Raw genomic sequence first — 20,160 nt, forward strand, 5'->3', positions numbered from 1 at the left:
TTAAATTGTCGCTCTTCTTTTAGTTCCAGTTTTCATTAGACCGTCATAATGTCTGTTTAGTAAATACGAGTTAATTTGTTGGATAGTGTCTATAGCAACACCTACCATAATTATTAACGAAGTACCTCCATAAAACAGAGCCCAGTTTTGTTGTACACCAAAATGAACAACAATGGCCGGGAAAACAGCCAGCAAAGCTAAGAAAATAGATCCAGGTAACGTAATTTTTGACAAAATACTATCTAATTTTTCTGCAGTCTCAGTACCTGGGCGGGTTCCCGGGATAAATCCTCCACTTTTTTTAAGGTCATCAGCCATTTTATTCGTAGGAATTGTAATTGCTGTGTAGAAATAACTAAACACAATAATCAAAACACAGAATAAAATATTGTAACCCCAACCATTAAAATCAGACAATGCATTAAATACTGTTTGTAAAGTTCCATCAGAGTTTCTTGCAATTAATCCCGGTACAAACATAATTGCTTGTGCAAAAATAATTGGCATTACTCCAGCTGAATTTAACTTTAACGGAATATACTGTCTTGCTCCTTGAGCATCATCTATACTTCCTACAACAGTACGTCTAGCGTATTGCACTGCAATTTTTCTTACAGCTGTTACTAATAATATACTTGCCAAAATAATTGCCAACCATACTATAATTTCTAAAAGAATCATCATGAAACCTCCAGAACCTGCTGCATATTTAGATGTTAATTCTTGCATGAATGCACCTGGGAATCTAGCAATAATACCAATCATAATTAATAATGATATTCCATTACCAATTCCTTTTTCTGTAATACGCTCTCCTAGCCACATTGCAAAAACGGTTCCTGCAGTTAATAAGATCATTGAAGAAATCCAGAACATTCCACCCTGACCTAACAAGTATGCCTCTTGAGGGATACCTAAGGTTGGTAAACTTGTTAAATAAGCTCCTCCTTGCACAACAGTAATACCTATTGTTAACCAACGTGTAATTTGGTTGATCTTATTTCTTCCGCTTTCACCATCTTTTTGTAATTTTTGTAAATAAGGAACCGCAATTCCCATTAACTGAACTACAATAGATGCTGATATATATGGCATAATCCCAAGAGCCATAATAGAAGCTCTTGAGAATGCACCACCTGTAAATGCGCTTAATAAACCTAAAAGACCATCCGATGTTTTATCACCTAATGCTGTTAATTGTTGAGGGTCTATACCGGGTAATGTTACCTGAGCCATAAACCTGTAAACTGCCATTAACCCAAGAGTTAATAATATTTTACCTTTTAACTCATCAATTGACCAAATGTCTTTTATAGTTTGGATAAATTTCTTCATCTACTTAATAATAATTATAAAGTTACAGCTTCTCCTCCAGCAGCTTCAATAGCAGCTTTCGCAGTTCCTGTAAATTTGTGAGCAGTTACATTTAATTTAGCTTTTAATTCTCCACCACCTAATATTTTTACTAAGTCGTTTTTACCAGCTAAACCATTTTCAACTAATACAGCTAAATCAACAGTATCTGTAATTTTACCACTATCTACTAAAGATTGTAACTTGTCTAAATTAATACCATTATATTCCTTACGGTTTATGTTGGTAAATCCAAACTTAGGTACTCTTCTTTGTAATGGCATTTGACCTCCTTCGAATCCTACTTTTCTAGAATAACCCGAACGTGATTGCTGCCCATTGTGTCCTCTAGTAGCAGTACCTCCGTGACCAGAACCTTCACCTCTAGCAATACGTTTACCACTCTTTACAGAACCCTTGGCAGGTTTTAAATTGTTTAAACTCATCTTTTTATAACTTATTTAACTTCTTCAACAGAAATTAAGTGTTTAATTTTATTAACCATTCCTACAATTGATGGAGTAGCATCATGCTCAACAACCTTTCCAATTCTAGTTAAACCTAACGCTTCTAAAGTTCTTTTTTGAACTTGCGTACGATTAATTTGGCTCTTTACTTGTGTTAATTTAATTTTTCCCATGGTATTCAATATTAACCGTTAAATACTTTGTCTAAAGAAATTCCTCTCTCAGCAGCCACTTGTTGTGGACTTCTTAATTGTAATAAAGCATCAAAAGTTGCCTTTACAACGTTGTGAGGGTTAGATGATCCTTGAGACTTCGATAATACATCATGTACACCTACAGATTCTAATACCGCACGTACAGCACCACCAGCAATAACTCCGGTACCATGAGATGCAGGTAATAATAATACCTTAGATCCACCAAATTTACCTTTTTGTTCGTGAGGTAAAGTTGCACTTATTAATGGAATACGAACTAAATTCTTTTTAGCCTCTTCCACAGCCTTAGCAATTGCAGATGCAACATCTAAAGATTTACCAGATCCGTAACCAACCACACCTTCACCATTTCCTACTACTACAATAGCAGAAAATCCAAAAGTACGTCCACCTTTTGTAACTTTAGTCACACGGTTTACAGCTACTAAGCGATCCACTAATTCTAATCCGCTTGGCTTAACTCTTTCTACGTTTTTATATCCTTGCATAATATAATTTTCTTAAAATTTTAAACCAGCTTCTCTAGCTGCTTCAGCTAATGCTTTAACTCTACCATGGTATAAATAACCATTTCTATCGAATGCAACTGTTGCAACACCTGCTGCAGAAGCTTTTTCTGCAATTGATTTACCTACTAATGCAGCTACTTCAATTTTTGTTCCTTTCGCATCGATTTCTTTATCTCTTGATGATACAGAAGCTAATGTTACTCCTGATTTGTCATCAACTAATTGAGCGTAAATTTCTTTATTACTTCTAAATACAGACAATCTTGGTTTAGATGCTGTACCTGTAGAAATCTTTCTGATTCTACGCTTAATTCTTTGTCTTCTTTCAAGCTTTGATAATGCCATAATACTATAAATTATGCAGATTTACCTGCTTTTCTTCTTAATTCTTCACCTACAAACTTAATTCCTTTTCCTTTGTATGGTTCAGGGCTACGGAAAGAACGAATCTTTGCTGCTACTTGACCTACCAATTGCTTATCGAAAGAAGTAAGTTTTACGATTGGGTTTTTCCCTTTATCTGATACTGTTTCAACTTTAACTTCTGGAGCTATGTCTAACACAATATTGTGAGAGTATCCAATTGCTAAATCTAAAACTTGACCTTGGTTTGAAGCTCTATATCCAACACCAACTAATTCTAATTGCTTAGACCATCCATTAGACACACCTTCAATCATGTTATTGACTAAAGCTCTGTATAATCCGTGTTTTGCTCTATGCGTTTTAGATTCAGTAGGTCTATCTAAGATAAGTTTTCCTTCTTCTTCTTTAATACTGATTCCATCAGTAATTTCTTGAGATAATTCTCCTAATTTCCCTTTTACAGTAACTGTGTCTCCGTTAATAGTAACAGTAACACCAGCTGGAATTGCGATTGGGCTTTTTCCTATTCTTGACATACTATTCTATTTTTTAGTAAACGTGACAAATTACTTCTCCACCAATGTTTTCACTTTTAGCTTGCTTAGATGTCATTACTCCTTTAGAAGTAGAAACAATAGCAATACCTAATCCGTTTAATACACGTGGTAAATCTTCAACACCTACATACTTTCGTAAACCTGGTGTAGAAATACGTTCAATTTTCTTAATAACTGATTCGTTCGTTTCAGGATTGTATTTTAAAGCTATTTTAATTGAATCTTGAGCATCTCTTTCTTCAAATTTATAACTTAAAATAAATCCTTGGTCAAATAAGATCTCTGTGATTGCTTTTTTAACCTTTGATGCAGGAATCTCCACTACTCTGTGTCCCGCTAAATAAGCATTTCTTACTCTTGTTAAGTAATCTGCTATTGGATCTGTATACATATTATTTGTATTGGTTTAGATTATCACCCTGAAACAAGTTCAGGGCTAGCATCTAAAATTAATTCTTAAAATTTTACCAACTTGCTTTTGTAACACCTGGGATCAACCCTTGGTTAGCCATTTCACGAAAAGTTACACGAGAAATTCCAAATTGTCTCATATATCCTTTTGGTCTTCCTGTTAACTTACAACGGTTATGACCACGTACAGGAGAAGCATTTTTTGGTAACTTCTGTAATCCTTCGTAATCACCAGCTTCTTTTAAAGCTTTACGTTTTTCAGCGTATTTAGCAACTGTTTTAGCTCTTTTTCTCTCACGAGCTTTCATTGATTCTTTAGCCATGACTAGTTCTTTTTAAATGGTAAACCTAATTCTGTTAATAATGATTTAGCTTCTTTATCGGTAGGTGCAGAAGTTACAAAAGTAATATCCATACCACCAATCTTTTTCACTTGATCAATATTAATTTCAGGGAAAATAATTTGCTCAGTAATTCCTAAGTTATAATTTCCTCTTCCATCAAAACCAGTAGCTTTAATACCATTAAAATCTCTTACACGTGGTAAAGAAGCAGTAATTAATCTATCTAAGAATTCATACATTTTAGTTCCGCGTAAAGTAACTCTTGCCCCAATTGGCATACCTTTACGTAGTTTAAATGTTGCAATATCTTTTTTAGACAATGTTGCAACTGCTTTTTGTCCTGAAATAGTACTTAACTCTTCAACAGCGTAATCTACTAATTTCTTATCTGCAATAGCAGCACCTACACCTTTAGAGATAACTATTTTCTCTAATTTAGGTACTTGCATAATATTGCTATATCCGTACTCTTCAGTTAAGGCAGCCTTAATTCTGTCAGTGTACTCTTGTTTAAGTCTTGGAATATAACTCATATTAAATAGCTTTTTCTGATTTTTTAGAAAAACGTACTTTTTTACCATCTTCTACTCTGTAACCAACTTTAGTAGTGTTTCCATCTTCTAAAATAGCTAAGTTAGAAATTGGCAAAGCAGCCTCTTTCTTTACAATTCCTCCTTGAGGGTTTTGAGCGCTTGGTTTAGTGTGCTTAGAAACTAAGTTTACACCTTCTACAATTGCTTTGTTTTTATCAGTAATAATCTTTACTACTTTCCCTTCTTTACCTTTCTGATCTCCAGCAATTACTCTTACTGTATCTCCTGATTTAATTTTAATCTTTGCCATCTTTTACAAATATTAAAGCACCTCAGGTGCTAATGATACAATTTTCATGAATTGCTTATCACGAAGTTCTCTTGCTACAGGTCCAAATACACGTGTTCCAGACATTTCTCCAGTCGCATTTAACAACACACAAGCGTTGTCATCAAAACGAATGTAAGAACCGTCTTTTCTTCGTACTTCCTTAGAGGTACGAACAACAACAGCTTTAAATACTTGACCTTTTTTAGCGTTTCCATTTGGAGTTGCAGACTTTACAGTTACTACAATTTTATCTCCAATAGATGCATAACGCTTTCCTGTTCCTCCTAAAACACGGATCACTAAGACCTCTTTAGCTCCAGTGTTATCTGCTACGTTTAATCTTGATTCTGTTTGTAACATACTATTTCGCTCTTTCTAGGATTTCTACTAATCTCCAACGCTTAGATTTACTTAAAGGTCTTGTTTCCATGATTCTTACAGTATCTCCAATGTTGCAATCGTTTTGCTCATCGTGTGCAACGTATTTCTTCGTATTTAACACGAATTTTCCATACATTGGGTGTTTCACTTTTTTTACCTCTGCAACAACAATAGACTTGTCCATTTTGTTACTAGATACAACACCAATTCTTTCTTTTCTAAGATTTCTATTTTCCATCTTGTAAAAATACTTATTGTCTGTTAGTTAACTCAGTAGCTACTCTTGCTACAGTTTTTCTAAGCGCTCTCAACTCTAAAGGATTCTCTAATGGAGAAATAGCATGAGCCATCTTAAGATCAGTATAGCTCTTTTTAAGAGAAACTAATTTCTCTTGTAAGTCTGCAACTGATAATTCTTTAATTTCTGATTGTTTCATTCTCTTAGATATTAAGCGTTATCATAATCTCTCGCAACAACGAACTTAGTTTTAACTGGCATTTTTTGAGCTGCTAAGCGCAATGCTTCTTTAGCAACATCGAAAGGTACCCCTCCGATTTCAAACAATATTCTACCAGGCTTAACTACCGCTACGAAATATTCAGGAGCACCCTTTCCTTTACCCATACGAACCTCTAATGGTTTCTTTGTAATAGGTTTATCTGGAAAAATTTTGATCCATAATTGACCTTCTCTTTTCATATAACGTGTCGCAGCAATACGACCTGCTTCTATTTGTCTAGAGGTAATTAAGGCTTGTTCTAAAGATTTCATCCCGAACATACCAAAAGCTAATTGATTCCCTCTGTGAGAATCACCGCTCATATTACCTTTACCTTTCTGTACCTTACGGTACTTTACTCTTTTAGGCTGTAACATTTCTAAATTCTAATTTTTGTGAAAAATTATTTTCTCCTACGAGGTCCTTTCTTAGCTCCTGTGTTAGCTCCACCTTTTCCTCCTGTCTTTTTAGACAAGCCTACTAATGGAGATAATTCACGTTTACCATAAACCTCACCTTTCATTATCCACACTTTAACCCCGATTCTACCGTAAGTTGTATGTGCTTCTACCAAAGCATAATCAATATCAGCTCTAAAAGTAGATAGAGGAATTCTACCTTCTTTATAGTGCTCTGAACGTGCCATTTCTGCTCCGTTTAAACGACCTGAAATTTGGATTTTAATCCCTTCAGCGTTCATACGCATTGTTCCAGCAATAGCCATTTTAATTGCACGTCTGTATGAAATTCTATTTTCAATTTGACGAGCAACACTTGCTGCAACTAAATTAGCATCCAATTCTGGACGTTTAATTTCAAAAATATTGATTTGTACTTCGTTTCCAGTTAATTTCTTTAACTCTTCTTTTAACTTGTCTACCTCTTGTCCACCTTTTCCGATAATAATACCAGGTCTAGCAGTAGTGATAGTAACGGTTACAAGTTTAAGTGTACGTTCAATAATTATTCTAGAAACGCTTGCTTTGTATAATCTAGCGTTTAAATACTTTCTTATCTTATTGTCTTCAGCAATCTTATCTCCGTAGTCATTACCTCCGTACCAGTTTGAGTCCCATCCTCTGATGATTCCTAAACGATTTCCTATTGGATTAGTCTTTTGTCCCATTTCTACTTATGATTATTTGCTTTCAACATTTTTACTTCCCAACACAATAGTAACGTGATTAGAACGCTTACGAATTCTATGTGCACGACCTTGTGGAGCTGGTCTTAATCTCTTTAACATTGCTGCAGAATCTACAGTAATTGTTTTAACATATAAATTAGCTTCTTCTAAACTAGCGTCTTCGTTCTTTGCTTGCCAATTAGCAATTGCAGATAACAATAACTTTTCTACGTTTATAGATGCTTCCTTAGAGCTAAACTTCAAGATTTGTAAAGCTTTTTCAACCTCTACTCCTCTTACTAAATCAGCCACCAATCTCATCTTTCTTGGTGATGTAGGACAACCAGTCAATTTAGCGAAAGCTACTTCTTTCTTTGCCTCCTTGATCTGTTTTGCCATATTATGTTTACGAACTCCCATATCCTACTATTTTTTTCCTTTGTTTTTCTTGTCAGCACCATGACCTCTAAAGGTACGTGTTGGTGAAAACTCTCCTAATTTATGACCTACCATGTTTTCTGTAACATATACTGGTACAAATGTTCTTCCGTTGTGAACTCCAATAGTTTGACCAACGAAATCTGGAGTAATCATAGAAGCTCTAGACCAAGTCTTGATTACTTCTTTGCTACCTGCCTCAGCATTAGCAACTACTCTTTTCTCAAGTTTATGAAAAATGAAAGGTCCTTTTTTTAATGAACGTGCCATGTCTTCTTATTTTTTTCTACGTTCTAAAATATACTTATTACTCGCTTTTGTCTTAGATCTAGTCTTGTATCCTTTAGCAGGTATACCATTTCTTGATCTTGGGTGACCTCCTGAAGAACGTCCTTCTCCACCTCCCATTGGGTGATCGACTGGGTTCATTCTAACAGCGTTTGTTCTTGGTCTTCTACCTAACCATCTAGATCTACCAGCTTTACCAGAAACTAGTAATTGGTGATCAGAGTTTGAAACAACTCCGATAGTTGCGATACAAGTCAACAAGATCAATCTTGTTTCACCTGACGGTAACTTTACTGTAGCATACTTTCCTTCTTTTGCCATTAATTGCGCAAAAGAACCTGCAGAACGAGCCATAACAGCTCCTTGACCTGGTCTTAGTTCAATACAACAAATTGTTGTACCTAAAGGCATGTTTGCTAAAGGCATTGCATTACCAACATCAGGAGTAACACCTTCTGCTCCAGAAACAATAGTTTGACCTACTTGTAATCCTGCTTGAGCAATAACGTATCTTTTTTCTCCATCAGTATATTCTACTAATGCAATAAATGCAGTACGATTTGGATCGTACTCAATTGTTTTTACAGTTGCTTCAACACCGAATTTATCTCTATTAAAATCGATAATACGGTATCTTTTTTTATGACCACCACCTACGTAGCGCATTGTCATTCTACCACTGTTGTTTCGACCTCCAGATCTTTTATTCGGTGTCAATAATGACTTTTCCGGCTTATCAGTAGTGATGGCGTCGAACCCATTTACTACTCTAAAACGCTGACCTGGTGTGATTGGTTTTAATTTTCTAACTGACATGTTAAAATTTAAAATTATTTATAATTAAATATTGCTGTAAAAGTCAATATTCTCTCCCTCAGCTACCTCTATGATAGCTTTTTTATATGCAGAAATTTTCGACTGAACAATACCTTTTTTGGTATATTTAGTCGAACGTTTTACTGGATATACCATTGTTCTTACCTTCTCAACTGAAACTCCATAAGTTGCTTCTACAGCTTCTTTAATTTCAATCTTGTTAGCTTTCAAATTCACAACAAAAGCATAACGGTTTAATAACTCGCTATCTTTTGTTGCTTTTTCTGTAATAATAGGCTTTATTAAAATACTCATATCTGTATCCTATTTACTTAAATTAGCTTCAATATCTGCAATTGCACCTTCTAACAAAACTACCTTACCAGCATTCAATACCTTGTAAGTGTTTAATTCTGAACTAGTTACAACCTCAGACCCTTTTAAATTTCGTGAAGACAAATATACATTATTATTTGATTCACCCAACACAAATAGAGATTTTTTATTATCTAACTCTAATGCTTTCAATACATTAATGAAATTTTTAGTATTTGGAGCTTCAAAAGTGAAGTCCTCTAAAACGATAATATTTGCCTCTTTTGCTTGTAAACTAAAAGCAGATTTTCTAGCTAATCTCTTTAAGTTTTTGTTTAATTTGAAAGAATAATCTCTGTTTCTTGGTCCAAAAACTCTACCTCCTCCTCTAAACACTGGAGACTTGATAGATCCTGCACGAGCAGTACCTGTACCTTTTTGTTTCTTAATCTTTCTTGTAGACCCTGCAATCTCAGCTCTTTCCTTAGCTTTGTGAGTACCTTGTCTTCTATTTGCCAAGTGCTGTTTTACATCTAAGTAAACTGCATGATCGTTTGGCTCTATAGCGAATACTGAGTCAGACAATTCAATCTGACGTCCTGTATCTTTTCCTGTATAATCTAAAACTGCTACTTTCATTATTTCTCGATAGTTAAGTAAGAGTTCTTAGCACCAGGAACACATCCTTTTACTACGATTAAGTTCTTGTCAGCAACAACTTTTAAAACTCTTAAGTTTTCAACTTTAACTTGATCTCCTCCCATTCTTCCTGCCATACGCATTCCTTTGAATACACGTGCAGGGTAAGATGCAGCACCAATAGATCCTGGAGCTCTTAAACGGTTATGTTGACCGTGAGTAGCTTGACCTACACCAGCAAATCCATGACGTTTTACAACACCCTGAAAACCTTTACCTTTAGAAATCCCACTTACATCAACAAATTCACCTTCTACAAATAGATCTACACCTACTGTATCACCTAAATTCAACTCCTCATCAAAACTAAACTCAACGACTTTCTTCTTAGAAGTAGTACCAGCTTTTGCAAAGTGACCTTGCAAAGCTTTGGTAGTATTCTTGTCAGATTTGTCATCGAAACCTAATTGGATAGCAGAATAACCATCTACTTCCTCAGTTCTGACTTGGGTAACTACACATGGACCAGCTTGAATTACAGTACAAGGAATATTTTTCCCGTTCTCATCAAAAATGCTAGTCATTCCGATTTTTTTTCCTATTAACCCAGACATTATTATTAATTAATTATTGTTATTAAATTCTATATTTTAAGAGACAGAAAAACCGGCCTAACAAGGTTAGACTGGTTTTACATGTCTATTAAGTTTTATCAAACTTTGATTTCTACTTCAACACCAGAAGGTAATTCTAATTTCATTAAAGCATCAATAGTCTTAGATGAAGAACTATAAATGTCTAACAATCTTTTATAAGAAGATAATTGGAATTGCTCTCTAGATTTTTTGTTTACGTGTGGAGAACGTAAAACCGTAAAAATCTTTTTATTTGTTGGCAAAGGAATAGGACCGTTTACAACAGCTCCTGTAGACTTTACCGTCTTTACGATTTTCTCAGCAGATTTATCTACTAAGTTATAGTCGTAAGACTTTAATTTTATTCTGATTTTTTGACTCATTTTCTAATGTTTTAAAATTAAGCTTTAGAAGCTGCGATTACTTCTTCTGATACGTTAGAAGGTGTTTGTGCATAGTGAGAGAACTCCATTGTAGAAGTTGCTCTACCAGATGATAACGTACGTAAAGTAGTTACATATCCAAACATTTCTGATAACGGCACATCAGCTTTAACAACTTTTGCTCCTCCTCTATCACTCATATCGTTTACTTGACCTCTACGTCTGTTTAAGTCACCAACAATATCTCCCATGTTTTCTTCTGGTGTAATTACATCCATTTTCATGATAGGCTCTAGGATAACAGCACCTGCAGCTTTCGCACAAGATTTATATCCTAATTTTGCTGCCAATTCAAATGATAATGCATCAGAATCCACTGGGTGGAAAGATCCATCCTTTAAAACAACTTTTAATGAATCCATAACGAATCCAGCTAAAGGTCCATTTGCCATAGACTCTTTAAATCCTTTTTCTACAGCTGGAATGAATTCTTTAGGAATACGTCCACCTTTAATTTGATCAACAAACTGTAATCCAGACCCTTCAAAATCTTCATCAACAGGTCCCATTTCAAATACAATATCACCAAACTTACCACGTCCTCCAGATTGCTTTTTGTAAGTCTCTCTGTGTTCTGTTGTTTTTGTTACAGCTTCTTTATATTCTACTTGTGGTTGTCCTTGGTTCACTTCAACTTTAAACTCACGTTTCATACGGTCTACTAAAACCTCTAAGTGCAACTCACCCATTCCTGAAATAACTGTTTGACCAGAAGCCTCATCAGTTTTAACAGTAAATGTAGGATCCTCTTCAGCTAATTTAGACAAGGCTAACCCCATCTTATCAACATCTGCCTTAGTTTTAGGCTCAATAGAAATACCAATTACCGGAGCAGGAAAATCCATACTCTCTAATACGATTGGTGCATCTAATGCAGACATAGTATCTCCAGTCTTAATATCTTTAAATCCAACAGCAGCTCCAATATCTCCAGCTTCAATATAATCGATAGAGTTTTGTTTGTTTGCATGCATTTGGTAGATACGAGAAATACGTTCTTTTTTACCTGAACGGTTATTCAATATATAAGAACCTGCATCTAAACGTCCTGAATAAGCACGGAAAAATGCTAAACGTCCTACAAAAGGATCTGTAGCAATTTTAAAAGCTAAAGCTGCAAAAGAATCTTTTACATCTGGGCTTCTTGTCTCTTGCTCATCTGTGTCAGGGTTTGTTCCTACAATCTCTGGTCTATCCATAGGAGAAGGTAAGTAACGACAAACTGCATCTAACAAGAATTGAACTCCTTTGTTTTTAAATGAAGATCCACAAATCATAGGTATGATAGCCATATCCATAACAGCAGCTCTTAAAGCAGCATGCACTTCTTCTTCTGTGATAGAGTTTTCATCTTCCATGAACTTCTCTAACAAGTTTTCGTCGTAACCTGCAACCTCTTCAATCAATCTAGCACGAGCTTCTGCAGCTTCATCAACTAAATCTTCAGGAATATCAATTTCATCAAAAGTAGCCCCTTGTGTGTCGTCATGCCAAACAATAGCTCTGTTCTTAACTAAATCAACAATACCTTTAAATTCGTTCTCTTCACCAATAGGTAAAACGATTTCAACTGCATTAGAACCTAACATTTCCTTAACCTGCTTACATACGTTTGCAAAGTTAGATCCTTGACGGTCCATTTTGTTTACAAAACCAATACGAGGCACTTTATAGTTATCAGCTAATCTCCAGTTAGTTTCTGACTGAGGCTCAACACCATCAACAGCACTAAACAAGAAAACCAATCCATCTAATACACGTAAAGAACGGTTTACTTCAACCGTAAAATCTACGTGACCAGGAGTATCAATAATATTAAAATGATAACCTTTAGTCTCAGGTAATGGTTGTGCATTTTCTAAAGGAAACTGCCATGTACAAGTTGTAGCAGCAGAAGTAATTGTAATACCTCTTTCTTGCTCTTGCTCCATCCAGTCCATAGTCGCTGCACCATCATGAACTTCTCCAATTTTATGAGAAACTCCTGTATAATACAAAATACGTTCTGTAGTGGTAGTTTTACCCGCATCAATATGCGCTGCAATACCAATATTTCTTGTAAGTTTTAAATCTTTAGCCATTTCTATTAAAATCTAAAATGTGAAAATGCTTTGTTAGCTTCTGCCATCTTGTGAACATCCACTCTCTTTTTAACAGCAGCTCCTTCTTCTTTAGCAGCAGCTAATACTTCTGCAGCTAATTTTTGAGCCATAGTCTTTTCATTTCTCTTTCTAGAGTAAGAAATCAACCATTTCATTGCCATAGAAACCTTACGGTCTGGTCTAATTGGCATTGGAATTTGAAAAGTAGCACCCCCTACACGACGGCTACGTACTTCTACTTGAGGCATTACATTTGACAATGCATCTTTCCATATTTCTAATGAAGACTTCTCTTCTTCATCACCTTTTTTGTTTTCTACAATCTCTAATGCATCGTAAAAAATCTTGAACGCTGTAGATTTCTTCCCATCCCACATTAAGTTATTCACAAAACGTGTTACCAACTGATCGTTGAACTTTGGATCTGGTAAAAGAACTCTTTTTTTTGCTCTTCTTTTTCTCATGTTTTCTTAAGAATTTAAAAGATTAATAGATTATTTTTTTGGACGCTTAGTTCCATACTTAGATCTACGTTGAGTTCTTCCCTCAACACCAGCAGTATCTAAAGCTCCACGTACTACGTGATACTTTACCCCTGGTAAATCTTTTACTCTTCCTCCCCTTACTAATACTATCGAGTGCTCTTGTAGGTTATGTCCTTCTCCTGGGATGTAAGCGTTTATCTCATTACCGTTAGTCAATCTAACACGGGCTACTTTACGCATTGCCGAGTTAGGTTTCTTAGGTGTTGTAGTATAAACACGTGTACATACTCCACGACGTTGTGGACATGCCTTCAAAGCAGCCGATTTACTCTTCTTAGTAACTTGGGCTCTTCCTTTTCTAACTAATTGTTGAATAGTTGGCATAAATTAATATATATATAACGTTTTAATATTTCCCCTTGGAATTCTCTCCAAGGGTCTGCAAAAGTACAAATATTTTCTAAATAATCAAATATCAAGCAGTTAATTTTATTTCAAACTTATTTTTATGATTTTTTAGACTCTAAAATCATCTTAAATTTTTAGAGTTCATTTTTTATTTAGAAAAGGTAAATTGCAATATCTAAAGAAATCTACTAGTTTTGATTTTATGAATTTTTTAAAATTTATTTTTCCTTTTTTTCTCTTCATTTTGATAACCACATCAAATTGGGGACAACAAAAAACATCCTCATTTATTCTTAATGATAGTTTAAATGTGAATTTTACAATAAAAGAAATTCATACTATTGAAGATTTAAACCAAACCTTAAACAATAAAGGATACTATTTTTATACCTCTGAACTTATTCAAAAAGATAGTATTGATACATATAACATATCCTTAGGTAGAAAAACATCTATTCTTAAAATTAAAAACACTTCTAATTTTATTAAAAATATTTTAAAAACTAAAAAGGAATATAATTATGTAAGTCCGAACAATTTAAACATCTGGTTAAAACAAATAACAAATGAGTTTGACAAAGAAGGAGAGAATTTTACAGAAATCGAATTAAAAAATCAACAATTTCAAAACGACACTCTTTACTGTGATTTACAATTAAAGGAGTCCAATAAAAGATTTATTAACAAAACCATCATAAAAGGATACAATCGTTTTTCTAAACGTTTCTTAAAATACTACATAAAGTCTAGAAAACCCTTCAGCAAAGAATTACTAGAAGAAACTGAACAAAAAATAAACCAACTAACATTTGTACAAAACAAACAAAAGCCAGCAGTACTATTTACCAAAGATTCCACTTACCTTTATTTGTATTTAGAAAAAATAAAAGCCAACAAACTAGATGCCTTAATAGGATTTAGTAATCAAGAAGGGCAAGATAAAATTCAGTTTAACGGTTATATAGATCTATCCTTAACCAACACACTACACAAAGGAGAAACGTTTGCTTTTAAATGGAACAACTCAGGTCAAGATCAACAGGAAATTGATTTAAACATAGATAATCCCTATATTTTTAACACCCCCATAAACTTAGGGTATCAGTTAAATATATTTAGACAAGACAGCACCTTTGTAAACACCAAGCAATTTTTTAACCTAAGCTACAGACCTCATTTTAAACATTTGCTTCGTTCTTATTACTCTACAGAAACATCTACCACTATTACCAATATAACTAACAATACAGAATACAAAAAAAACTTTATAGGGTTAGGCTACGAATACAAAGTATTAAACAAATGGAAAATTCCTAAAGTAAAAATTGAATTTGAAATTGCTTACGGAAATAAAAAAACAACTGAAGCTACACAACAACAAACTTTTAAAAGTGATATTATTTACAATATAGAAATTTCTCCCAGCAATCATTTTTACATACAGAACAGAAATGCTTATTTGCGATCTAACAACATATCTAACAACGAACTCTACAGAATTGGAGGTGCCACTACTATGCGTGGTTTTTTAGAACAAAGCATTTTATCTCACCTATACAACTATGCTAATTTTGAATACAGGTACTTTAACAACCCTATTAGTTATTTATACGCATTTACAGATGTTGGTCAGTTTAGAAATTCATCAAACAAAAACAATCTAGTAAGTTTAGGATTAGGGTATACATTAGGAACCCCCTCTGGATTATTAAAAATTAGTTATGCTGTTGGAAAAAACCAAGACACAACTTTTAACTTAAGTAATGGATTATTTCACATAAACTTTGTAACTATTTTTTAAATTTATGAGGTTACAAAAAATCACATATTCTTAAAATCAAAATAGTACATTTGCACCATGGAAAAACAAACTTCAAAAATATTCGGTATTAGAGCAATCATAGAAGCAATTAACGCTGGAAACTCTATCGACAAAGTTTTTTTACAAAAAGACGTAAACGGTCCTTTAATGATTGAATTGAAACAATTAATTAAAGAAAAAAATATAACATCTAGTATTGTACCTGTTGAAAAGCTAGATCGTATGTCTAGAGACAACAATCATCAAGGTGCTGGTGCCTTAATTGCTCCCGTTCCTTTTTACGATCTTGATACTCTTATTACAGCCACTATAGAAAAAGGAGAAACACCTTTATTTATCTTATTAGATCAAATATCTGATGTTCGTAATTTTGGAGCTATTATTCGTACTGCAGAATGTACAGGTGTACACGGAATTATTATTCCAAAAACAGGAAACGCTCCTATTAATGGAGAAACCGTAAAAACATCGGCTGGTGCTGCTTTTAATGTACCTGTTTGTAAAGTAGACCATATTAAAGATGCTATTTTTATGCTACAAGCCGCAGACATTAAAATTGTTTGTGCTACCGAAAAAACAGAAGATACTATTTTTGATGTTAATTTTAATCAGCCTACAGCCATCGTAATGGGATCTGAGGACAGAGGAATTAATCCTTCTATTTTAAAAATTGCTGACACAAAAGCAAAATTACCTTTGTTAGGAAAAATTGGTTCTTTAAATGTATCCGTAGCTTGTGGTGCATTTTTATATGAAACCGTAAGACAGAGAATGTCTTAATTGATTATTGACAATTATAAAATTTAAAAATGAATATTAGAGAAGAATTAGAAAACAGAAGCGGAAATAAATGCGAGCTATGTACAGCTACAGGAAACTTAAACGATATTAGATTAAAACCAAGCTTAACAGACACATTAGACACAAATATTTTAGTGTGTGATACTTGTAAAGATCAAATAGAGAATCCTGAAAACATAGATGCAAATCACTGGAGATGTTTAAATGATTCTATGTGGAGCGAACATAAAGCTGTGCAAATTACAGCTTGGAGAATGTTAAATAGGTTAAAAGGTGAAGGATGGCCACAAGACCTAATTGATATGATGTATTTTGAAGATACAGACTTACGCTTTGCTGAAGCTACAGGAGATCATTTAAGTGATGATGAAAAAATTATCCATAGAGATTCTAACGGAGCTATTTTAGAAAACGGAGACACCATTACTTTAATTAAAGATTTAGATGTTAAAGGAGGTGGAAACTTTACTGCAAAAAGAGGTACTGCTGTAAGAAACATTTCTTTAGTACACGACAATGCAGAACATATTGAAGGACGTGTAGAAGGAACACATATTGTAATTTTAACCAAATTTGTTAAAAAAGCAAATGCTCCTCAACAGTCTTAAAATCTTTTTACAAAACAAAAAAGCTCGTAGATTATATCTACGAGCTTTTTTGTTATTTAACATTTTTAAGCTGTCTATTTTTATAGTAAGCAACTAATGAAATTAAAATCATAAGTGCCATTATTACATATGTAAATTTTGGAATAGGTATAGGATCACCTGATGCATAACTATGCAAGCCCGTTAAATAATAATTCACCCCAAATGAAGTCATTATAATAGACCAAAAAGCAAACATACTTACCATATTTAAAACATAATCGTTTTTTAGCTTTGGAATTAAACGTAAATGTAGCACTACCGCATATACAATAATACTAATCAATGCCCAAGTCTCCTTTGGATCCCAAGCCCAATATCTCCCCCAAGATTCATTTGCCCAAACCCCTCCTAAAAAAGTTCCTATAGAAAGAACAAACAAACCAACAGTCATAGCTAATTCATTTAAATAGGTTAGCTCTTTTATTTTTATATTAATTCTATCTTTATTTTGGTTTGTTCTTACCATCATTAAAAGTAAAGCCATCATACCTAAAACAGCAGACAAAGCTAACGGTGCATAACTGCTTACAATAGTAGCCACGTGTACTTTTAGCCAATAAGATTTTAGCACAGGCATTAAGTTGGTTATTTCTGGGCTTAACCAATCTAGATAACTTACAAACAATAATGCACCTGTAAATATGGTGGCTAGTGGCAATGCAAAATCAGATTTTTTATTAATAACCAAACCACACAACAACAATACCCAAGCTACAAAAACCAACATTTCATACCCATTACTCCACGGTGCATGTTGCGCTATATACCAGCGTAAAATTATATTGGCAGCAAACAACAAAAAACCTAACCAAACCAAGCTTACAATTCCTTTCCACGAATAATGAATTACTTTATGATGGGTAAAAACACGTACGACTGCAAAAATTAACAAAACAAAACCAAGGCTAAAAAATAACTGAAACAGCCAAAAATTTAAATTCAGCTTATTGTATAGTAATTCTGCGTTAATTCTTTTTTGAGAAGGAATAATCTCTTTTCCTAACACTTGTTGATATGTACTGATGTAAGCCAAATCTTTTTCGGCAGCTTCCCAATTTTTTAAGGTTAAATTTTTAAAATAATTGACAATTACACTTTTTGCAAACTGAGCATCCTCATTTGGAAAATCTTTAAAATGATGTGTATAAGTAAACCAAGTATCATTGGTATCTAACTTGTTCGGAAATATTTTTAAATAACTCCCAATAAACAAATTGTATAAAATATTAAATCGTTCGTCAATTTTTAAAATCTCTTTATCAAATTCCGATCTTTCTGCTGGCTTTTTCTGATTTGCTTGTTCTACATTTTTAGACAACATATAACTACCATCATCTTGTAATAAATCTCTAAAAGCAACGGTCTTAAATTCTGAAATACTTAAGTTCTTAAAAACATCTTTGGTCTTTTTTACATCTACCTTAATAATTGGAATATTCTGACTTACTTCTGATGCCATTTGCAAAGCCAAAAACACCTGACTCGCGTTTAACTTTTTAACAACTCCATTCTCTCTATACTTGTAATACGTTTTTCCTGATATTTTTCTTAGAAATTCTGAAGCTAAAGTTCCAATGGGTTTTATTCTTCCATCTAAATCTTGAACCAATAATTTTTCAAACTTTTTAGAATGATTGTTATCCATAGAAACCGCTACAAAGTTTGCTACATTTTTATCTAAAGGCACCGATTGTGTATGCCCTAAAAAAGATGAAAATAATGCAATAAACAGAATACAAACTTTTAACGATTCTAACTTTTTCATTTTATTCAAAATTGTTCTAAATCTAGTCCCTTTGCCAAACAAAGTAAAAAACATCCCTAAACCCATTAATAAATATCCTAAGTAAGTTAGATTAGTTCCTATAGCATCATGATTTACAGACAACACCGTTCCTTTCTCATCAGTATCATAGCTTGCCTGAAAAAAACGATAGCCTTTATAATCCAATACATTGTTCATAAAAATTCTAAAAGGAATCACCTTATCCCCATCTAATACAGAAACCTCACTCGCATAAGCGGCAGGACTTGTAGAACCAGGATAACGATCTAACTGAAAATCATTTAATTTGATAGAAAACGGCAACTTAATTTCTTTAGAACCGTAGAAAACATCTATATGAGTTCCTTTTAAATTAACACTGTAAGGCTCTGGTGCAAATCCTTCACGATACAACAAAGAAACCTCTATTTGTTGATCTCCTGAGCTTGCCAACAACAATAAAACATCGTCTTTATTCTTGTCATTCTCTTTAGATCCTTTTTTTGTTCCCGACACAAAAGCTACTTTCCCTTTTGGATGAAAAGCCAAAGGCACAATAGATAAATTCTGAAATCTATACAATGTACTTAAATGCATTTTACCCCAAGTATTACTTTCTATTTTTCCAGCATCTTGCGAAGCCATGATAAAATAATCTAACTGACTAGGTGCTTTTATTTTAAACTCTTCTTTTTGATAAACAATATTAATTACATTCTTTTCATCTGTATTCAACCCTATTTTATACGCTTCTTTTCCTACAGATCTAATTTCACCTTCTTTTAAAAAAATTGTTTTTCGTCCATCTCCTACAGAAACTACCAACTCTAAAATTGGTTTACCAACTACTGAATCTACCACTATTTTTGACGTTGCATCTGGAATGTAATTCACATATTCTAACGCTACAGGAGTATTATTATAATCTGTAGACAAATAAAAAGAATTGCCTTTTGCGTGAGAAAAAGATGCCTTTTTTTGAACAACTTTAGTTTGTCCATTATGGTGTAATTTTATTGTCACATAATTATTAGTAGACAATACAGTGTTGGTTTGTTTTCCTTCTCTAACTCTTAACACACCTCCATAGGAACAATACCTGGTAACAGCCGCTCCTACCATAATAAGAACAAATGCTAAATGAAACATTAACACCGCCCACTTTTCTTTCTTTAACAATTTGTATTTAAAAATATTAAAGACAAAACTTACAGTCATTAACAACATAATCATCTCAAACCACCAAGCATCATAAACCAATACCCAGGCAGTTGCGGTACCATAATCATTTTCTACAAAAGTAGCTACTGCCATAGATACAGCAAAGGTTACTAGTGATAAGACCGCTAATGCAGGAGAAGCAAAAATTCTATATAAAATTTTCATAGCGTTTACTTTTTAAATAAGTAAAGACACAACAGGTATATTACCTTATGTGCCTTTACCGTAAATTATAG

General features: G+C 33.6%; 29 protein-coding genes. 3 read left to right on the plus strand and 26 right to left on the minus strand.

What is annotated here, in order from left to right; genetic code table 11:
- From secY to rpsL, 25 genes are all read right to left on the minus strand, one after another.
- On the minus strand, positions 1-1,335 hold the full coding sequence (gene secY, locus FHR24_RS11250; RefSeq protein ID WP_167188577.1) for a preprotein translocase subunit SecY: 1,335 nt from the start codon (positions 1,333-1,335) through the stop codon (positions 1-3).
- 14 nt (positions 1,336-1,349) lie between these two features.
- Complete coding sequence (gene rplO / locus FHR24_RS11255) at positions 1,350-1,799, minus strand: 50S ribosomal protein L15 (protein WP_167188580.1); 450 nt, start codon at positions 1,797-1,799, stop codon at positions 1,350-1,352.
- Positions 1,800-1,810: 11 nt separating this feature from the next.
- Positions 1,811-1,993 (minus strand): 50S ribosomal protein L30, encoded by a 183-nt coding sequence (gene rpmD, locus FHR24_RS11260; protein ID WP_167188583.1) that lies wholly within the window; start codon positions 1,991-1,993, stop codon positions 1,811-1,813.
- 11 nt (positions 1,994-2,004) lie between these two features.
- On the minus strand, positions 2,005-2,529 hold the full coding sequence (gene rpsE / locus FHR24_RS11265; protein WP_167189119.1) for a 30S ribosomal protein S5: 525 nt from the start codon (positions 2,527-2,529) through the stop codon (positions 2,005-2,007).
- Positions 2,530-2,538: 9 nt separating this feature from the next.
- Positions 2,539-2,892, minus strand: a complete 354-nt coding sequence (rplR, locus tag FHR24_RS11270) for a 50S ribosomal protein L18 (RefSeq protein ID WP_167188586.1) — start codon at positions 2,890-2,892, stop codon at positions 2,539-2,541.
- An 11-nt stretch (positions 2,893-2,903) separates the two neighbouring features.
- Positions 2,904-3,449: a 50S ribosomal protein L6 gene (rplF, locus tag FHR24_RS11275; protein ID WP_167188589.1), complete on the minus strand. Its 546-nt coding sequence runs from the start codon at positions 3,447-3,449 to the stop codon at positions 2,904-2,906.
- A gap of 13 nt (positions 3,450-3,462) precedes the next feature.
- Positions 3,463-3,861, minus strand: coding sequence for a 30S ribosomal protein S8 (gene rpsH / locus FHR24_RS11280; protein WP_167188592.1), 399 nt, complete (start codon positions 3,859-3,861; stop codon positions 3,463-3,465).
- A gap of 73 nt (positions 3,862-3,934) precedes the next feature.
- Positions 3,935-4,204, minus strand: a complete 270-nt coding sequence (gene rpsN, locus FHR24_RS11285; RefSeq protein WP_073121980.1) for a 30S ribosomal protein S14 — start codon at positions 4,202-4,204, stop codon at positions 3,935-3,937.
- Positions 4,205-4,206: 2 nt separating this feature from the next.
- A complete protein-coding gene (gene rplE, locus FHR24_RS11290) occupies positions 4,207-4,758 on the minus strand; it encodes a 50S ribosomal protein L5 (protein WP_167188595.1) in 552 nt (183 codons plus the stop codon).
- Position 4,759: 1 nt separating this feature from the next.
- Positions 4,760-5,068 (minus strand): 50S ribosomal protein L24, encoded by a 309-nt coding sequence (gene rplX, locus FHR24_RS11295; RefSeq protein ID WP_167188598.1) that lies wholly within the window; start codon positions 5,066-5,068, stop codon positions 4,760-4,762.
- A 12-nt stretch (positions 5,069-5,080) separates the two neighbouring features.
- Positions 5,081-5,449, minus strand: a complete 369-nt coding sequence (gene rplN, locus FHR24_RS11300; RefSeq protein ID WP_167188601.1) for a 50S ribosomal protein L14 — start codon at positions 5,447-5,449, stop codon at positions 5,081-5,083.
- Between the two features lies 1 nt (position 5,450).
- On the minus strand, positions 5,451-5,708 hold the full coding sequence (gene rpsQ / locus FHR24_RS11305) for a 30S ribosomal protein S17 (RefSeq protein WP_068827442.1): 258 nt from the start codon (positions 5,706-5,708) through the stop codon (positions 5,451-5,453).
- 13 nt (positions 5,709-5,721) lie between these two features.
- The gene (gene rpmC, locus FHR24_RS11310; RefSeq protein ID WP_167188604.1) at positions 5,722-5,907 is read right to left on the minus strand and encodes a 50S ribosomal protein L29; all 186 of its coding nucleotides are present in this window, start codon (positions 5,905-5,907) and stop codon (positions 5,722-5,724) included.
- Positions 5,908-5,918: 11 nt separating this feature from the next.
- The gene (gene rplP, locus FHR24_RS11315; RefSeq protein ID WP_167188607.1) at positions 5,919-6,347 is read right to left on the minus strand and encodes a 50S ribosomal protein L16; all 429 of its coding nucleotides are present in this window, start codon (positions 6,345-6,347) and stop codon (positions 5,919-5,921) included.
- Positions 6,348-6,373: 26 nt separating this feature from the next.
- Positions 6,374-7,096: a 30S ribosomal protein S3 gene (rpsC, locus tag FHR24_RS11320; protein ID WP_167188610.1), complete on the minus strand. Its 723-nt coding sequence runs from the start codon at positions 7,094-7,096 to the stop codon at positions 6,374-6,376.
- Positions 7,097-7,108: 12 nt separating this feature from the next.
- On the minus strand, positions 7,109-7,516 hold the full coding sequence (rplV, locus tag FHR24_RS11325; protein ID WP_167188613.1) for a 50S ribosomal protein L22: 408 nt from the start codon (positions 7,514-7,516) through the stop codon (positions 7,109-7,111).
- Between the two features lie 6 nt (positions 7,517-7,522).
- The gene (gene rpsS, locus FHR24_RS11330) at positions 7,523-7,804 is read right to left on the minus strand and encodes a 30S ribosomal protein S19 (protein ID WP_167188617.1); all 282 of its coding nucleotides are present in this window, start codon (positions 7,802-7,804) and stop codon (positions 7,523-7,525) included.
- A gap of 6 nt (positions 7,805-7,810) precedes the next feature.
- Complete coding sequence (gene rplB, locus FHR24_RS11335; protein WP_167188620.1) at positions 7,811-8,638, minus strand: 50S ribosomal protein L2; 828 nt, start codon at positions 8,636-8,638, stop codon at positions 7,811-7,813.
- Between the two features lie 24 nt (positions 8,639-8,662).
- Positions 8,663-8,953 carry a 50S ribosomal protein L23 gene (gene rplW / locus FHR24_RS11340; RefSeq protein WP_167188625.1) on the minus strand — a complete coding sequence of 97 codons (291 nt, stop codon included), beginning with the start codon at positions 8,951-8,953 and terminating at the stop codon, positions 8,663-8,665.
- A 9-nt stretch (positions 8,954-8,962) separates the two neighbouring features.
- Complete coding sequence (rplD, locus tag FHR24_RS11345) at positions 8,963-9,592, minus strand: 50S ribosomal protein L4 (protein WP_167188628.1); 630 nt, start codon at positions 9,590-9,592, stop codon at positions 8,963-8,965.
- Entirely contained in the window at positions 9,592-10,206 is a 615-nt protein-coding gene (gene rplC, locus FHR24_RS11350) for a 50S ribosomal protein L3 (RefSeq protein ID WP_167188631.1), read from the minus strand. The genes rplD and rplC overlap by 1 nt, the downstream gene beginning before the upstream one ends.
- A gap of 98 nt (positions 10,207-10,304) precedes the next feature.
- The gene (gene rpsJ / locus FHR24_RS11355; RefSeq protein ID WP_010137088.1) at positions 10,305-10,610 is read right to left on the minus strand and encodes a 30S ribosomal protein S10; all 306 of its coding nucleotides are present in this window, start codon (positions 10,608-10,610) and stop codon (positions 10,305-10,307) included.
- A 17-nt stretch (positions 10,611-10,627) separates the two neighbouring features.
- Positions 10,628-12,751 carry an elongation factor G gene (gene fusA, locus FHR24_RS11360; RefSeq protein WP_167188635.1) on the minus strand — a complete coding sequence of 708 codons (2,124 nt, stop codon included), beginning with the start codon at positions 12,749-12,751 and terminating at the stop codon, positions 10,628-10,630.
- Between the two features lie 5 nt (positions 12,752-12,756).
- Positions 12,757-13,236 carry a 30S ribosomal protein S7 gene (gene rpsG / locus FHR24_RS11365; protein ID WP_167188638.1) on the minus strand — a complete coding sequence of 160 codons (480 nt, stop codon included), beginning with the start codon at positions 13,234-13,236 and terminating at the stop codon, positions 12,757-12,759.
- Positions 13,237-13,266: 30 nt separating this feature from the next.
- The gene (rpsL, locus tag FHR24_RS11370) at positions 13,267-13,641 is read right to left on the minus strand and encodes a 30S ribosomal protein S12 (RefSeq protein WP_068827466.1); all 375 of its coding nucleotides are present in this window, start codon (positions 13,639-13,641) and stop codon (positions 13,267-13,269) included.
- A gap of 334 nt (positions 13,642-13,975) precedes the next feature.
- Here rpsL and FHR24_RS11375 point away from each other — a divergent pair, with 334 nt between their 5' ends.
- Genes FHR24_RS11375 through FHR24_RS11385 form a run of 3 tightly spaced genes read left to right on the plus strand, consistent with a single transcriptional unit; the run spans position 13,976 to position 16,896 of the window.
- Positions 13,976-15,466: a BamA/TamA family outer membrane protein gene (locus FHR24_RS11375; protein ID WP_167188642.1), complete on the plus strand. Its 1,491-nt coding sequence runs from the start codon at positions 13,976-13,978 to the stop codon at positions 15,464-15,466.
- A gap of 57 nt (positions 15,467-15,523) precedes the next feature.
- Positions 15,524-16,267 carry a 23S rRNA (guanosine(2251)-2'-O)-methyltransferase RlmB gene (rlmB, locus tag FHR24_RS11380; protein ID WP_167188645.1) on the plus strand — a complete coding sequence of 248 codons (744 nt, stop codon included), beginning with the start codon at positions 15,524-15,526 and terminating at the stop codon, positions 16,265-16,267.
- Between the two features lie 29 nt (positions 16,268-16,296).
- The gene (locus FHR24_RS11385) at positions 16,297-16,896 is read left to right on the plus strand and encodes a PhnA domain-containing protein (protein ID WP_167188648.1); all 600 of its coding nucleotides are present in this window, start codon (positions 16,297-16,299) and stop codon (positions 16,894-16,896) included.
- Between the two features lie 52 nt (positions 16,897-16,948).
- Here the strand turns inward: FHR24_RS11385 and ccsA are convergent, their stop codons facing one another.
- Positions 16,949-20,089, minus strand: coding sequence for a cytochrome c biogenesis protein (gene ccsA / locus FHR24_RS11390; protein WP_167188665.1), 3,141 nt, complete (start codon positions 20,087-20,089; stop codon positions 16,949-16,951).
- Positions 20,090-20,160 lie beyond the last annotated feature (71 nt).

This window comes from Wenyingzhuangia heitensis (assembly GCF_011762155.1).
Lineage (GTDB): Bacteria > Bacteroidota > Bacteroidia > Flavobacteriales > Flavobacteriaceae > Wenyingzhuangia > Wenyingzhuangia heitensis.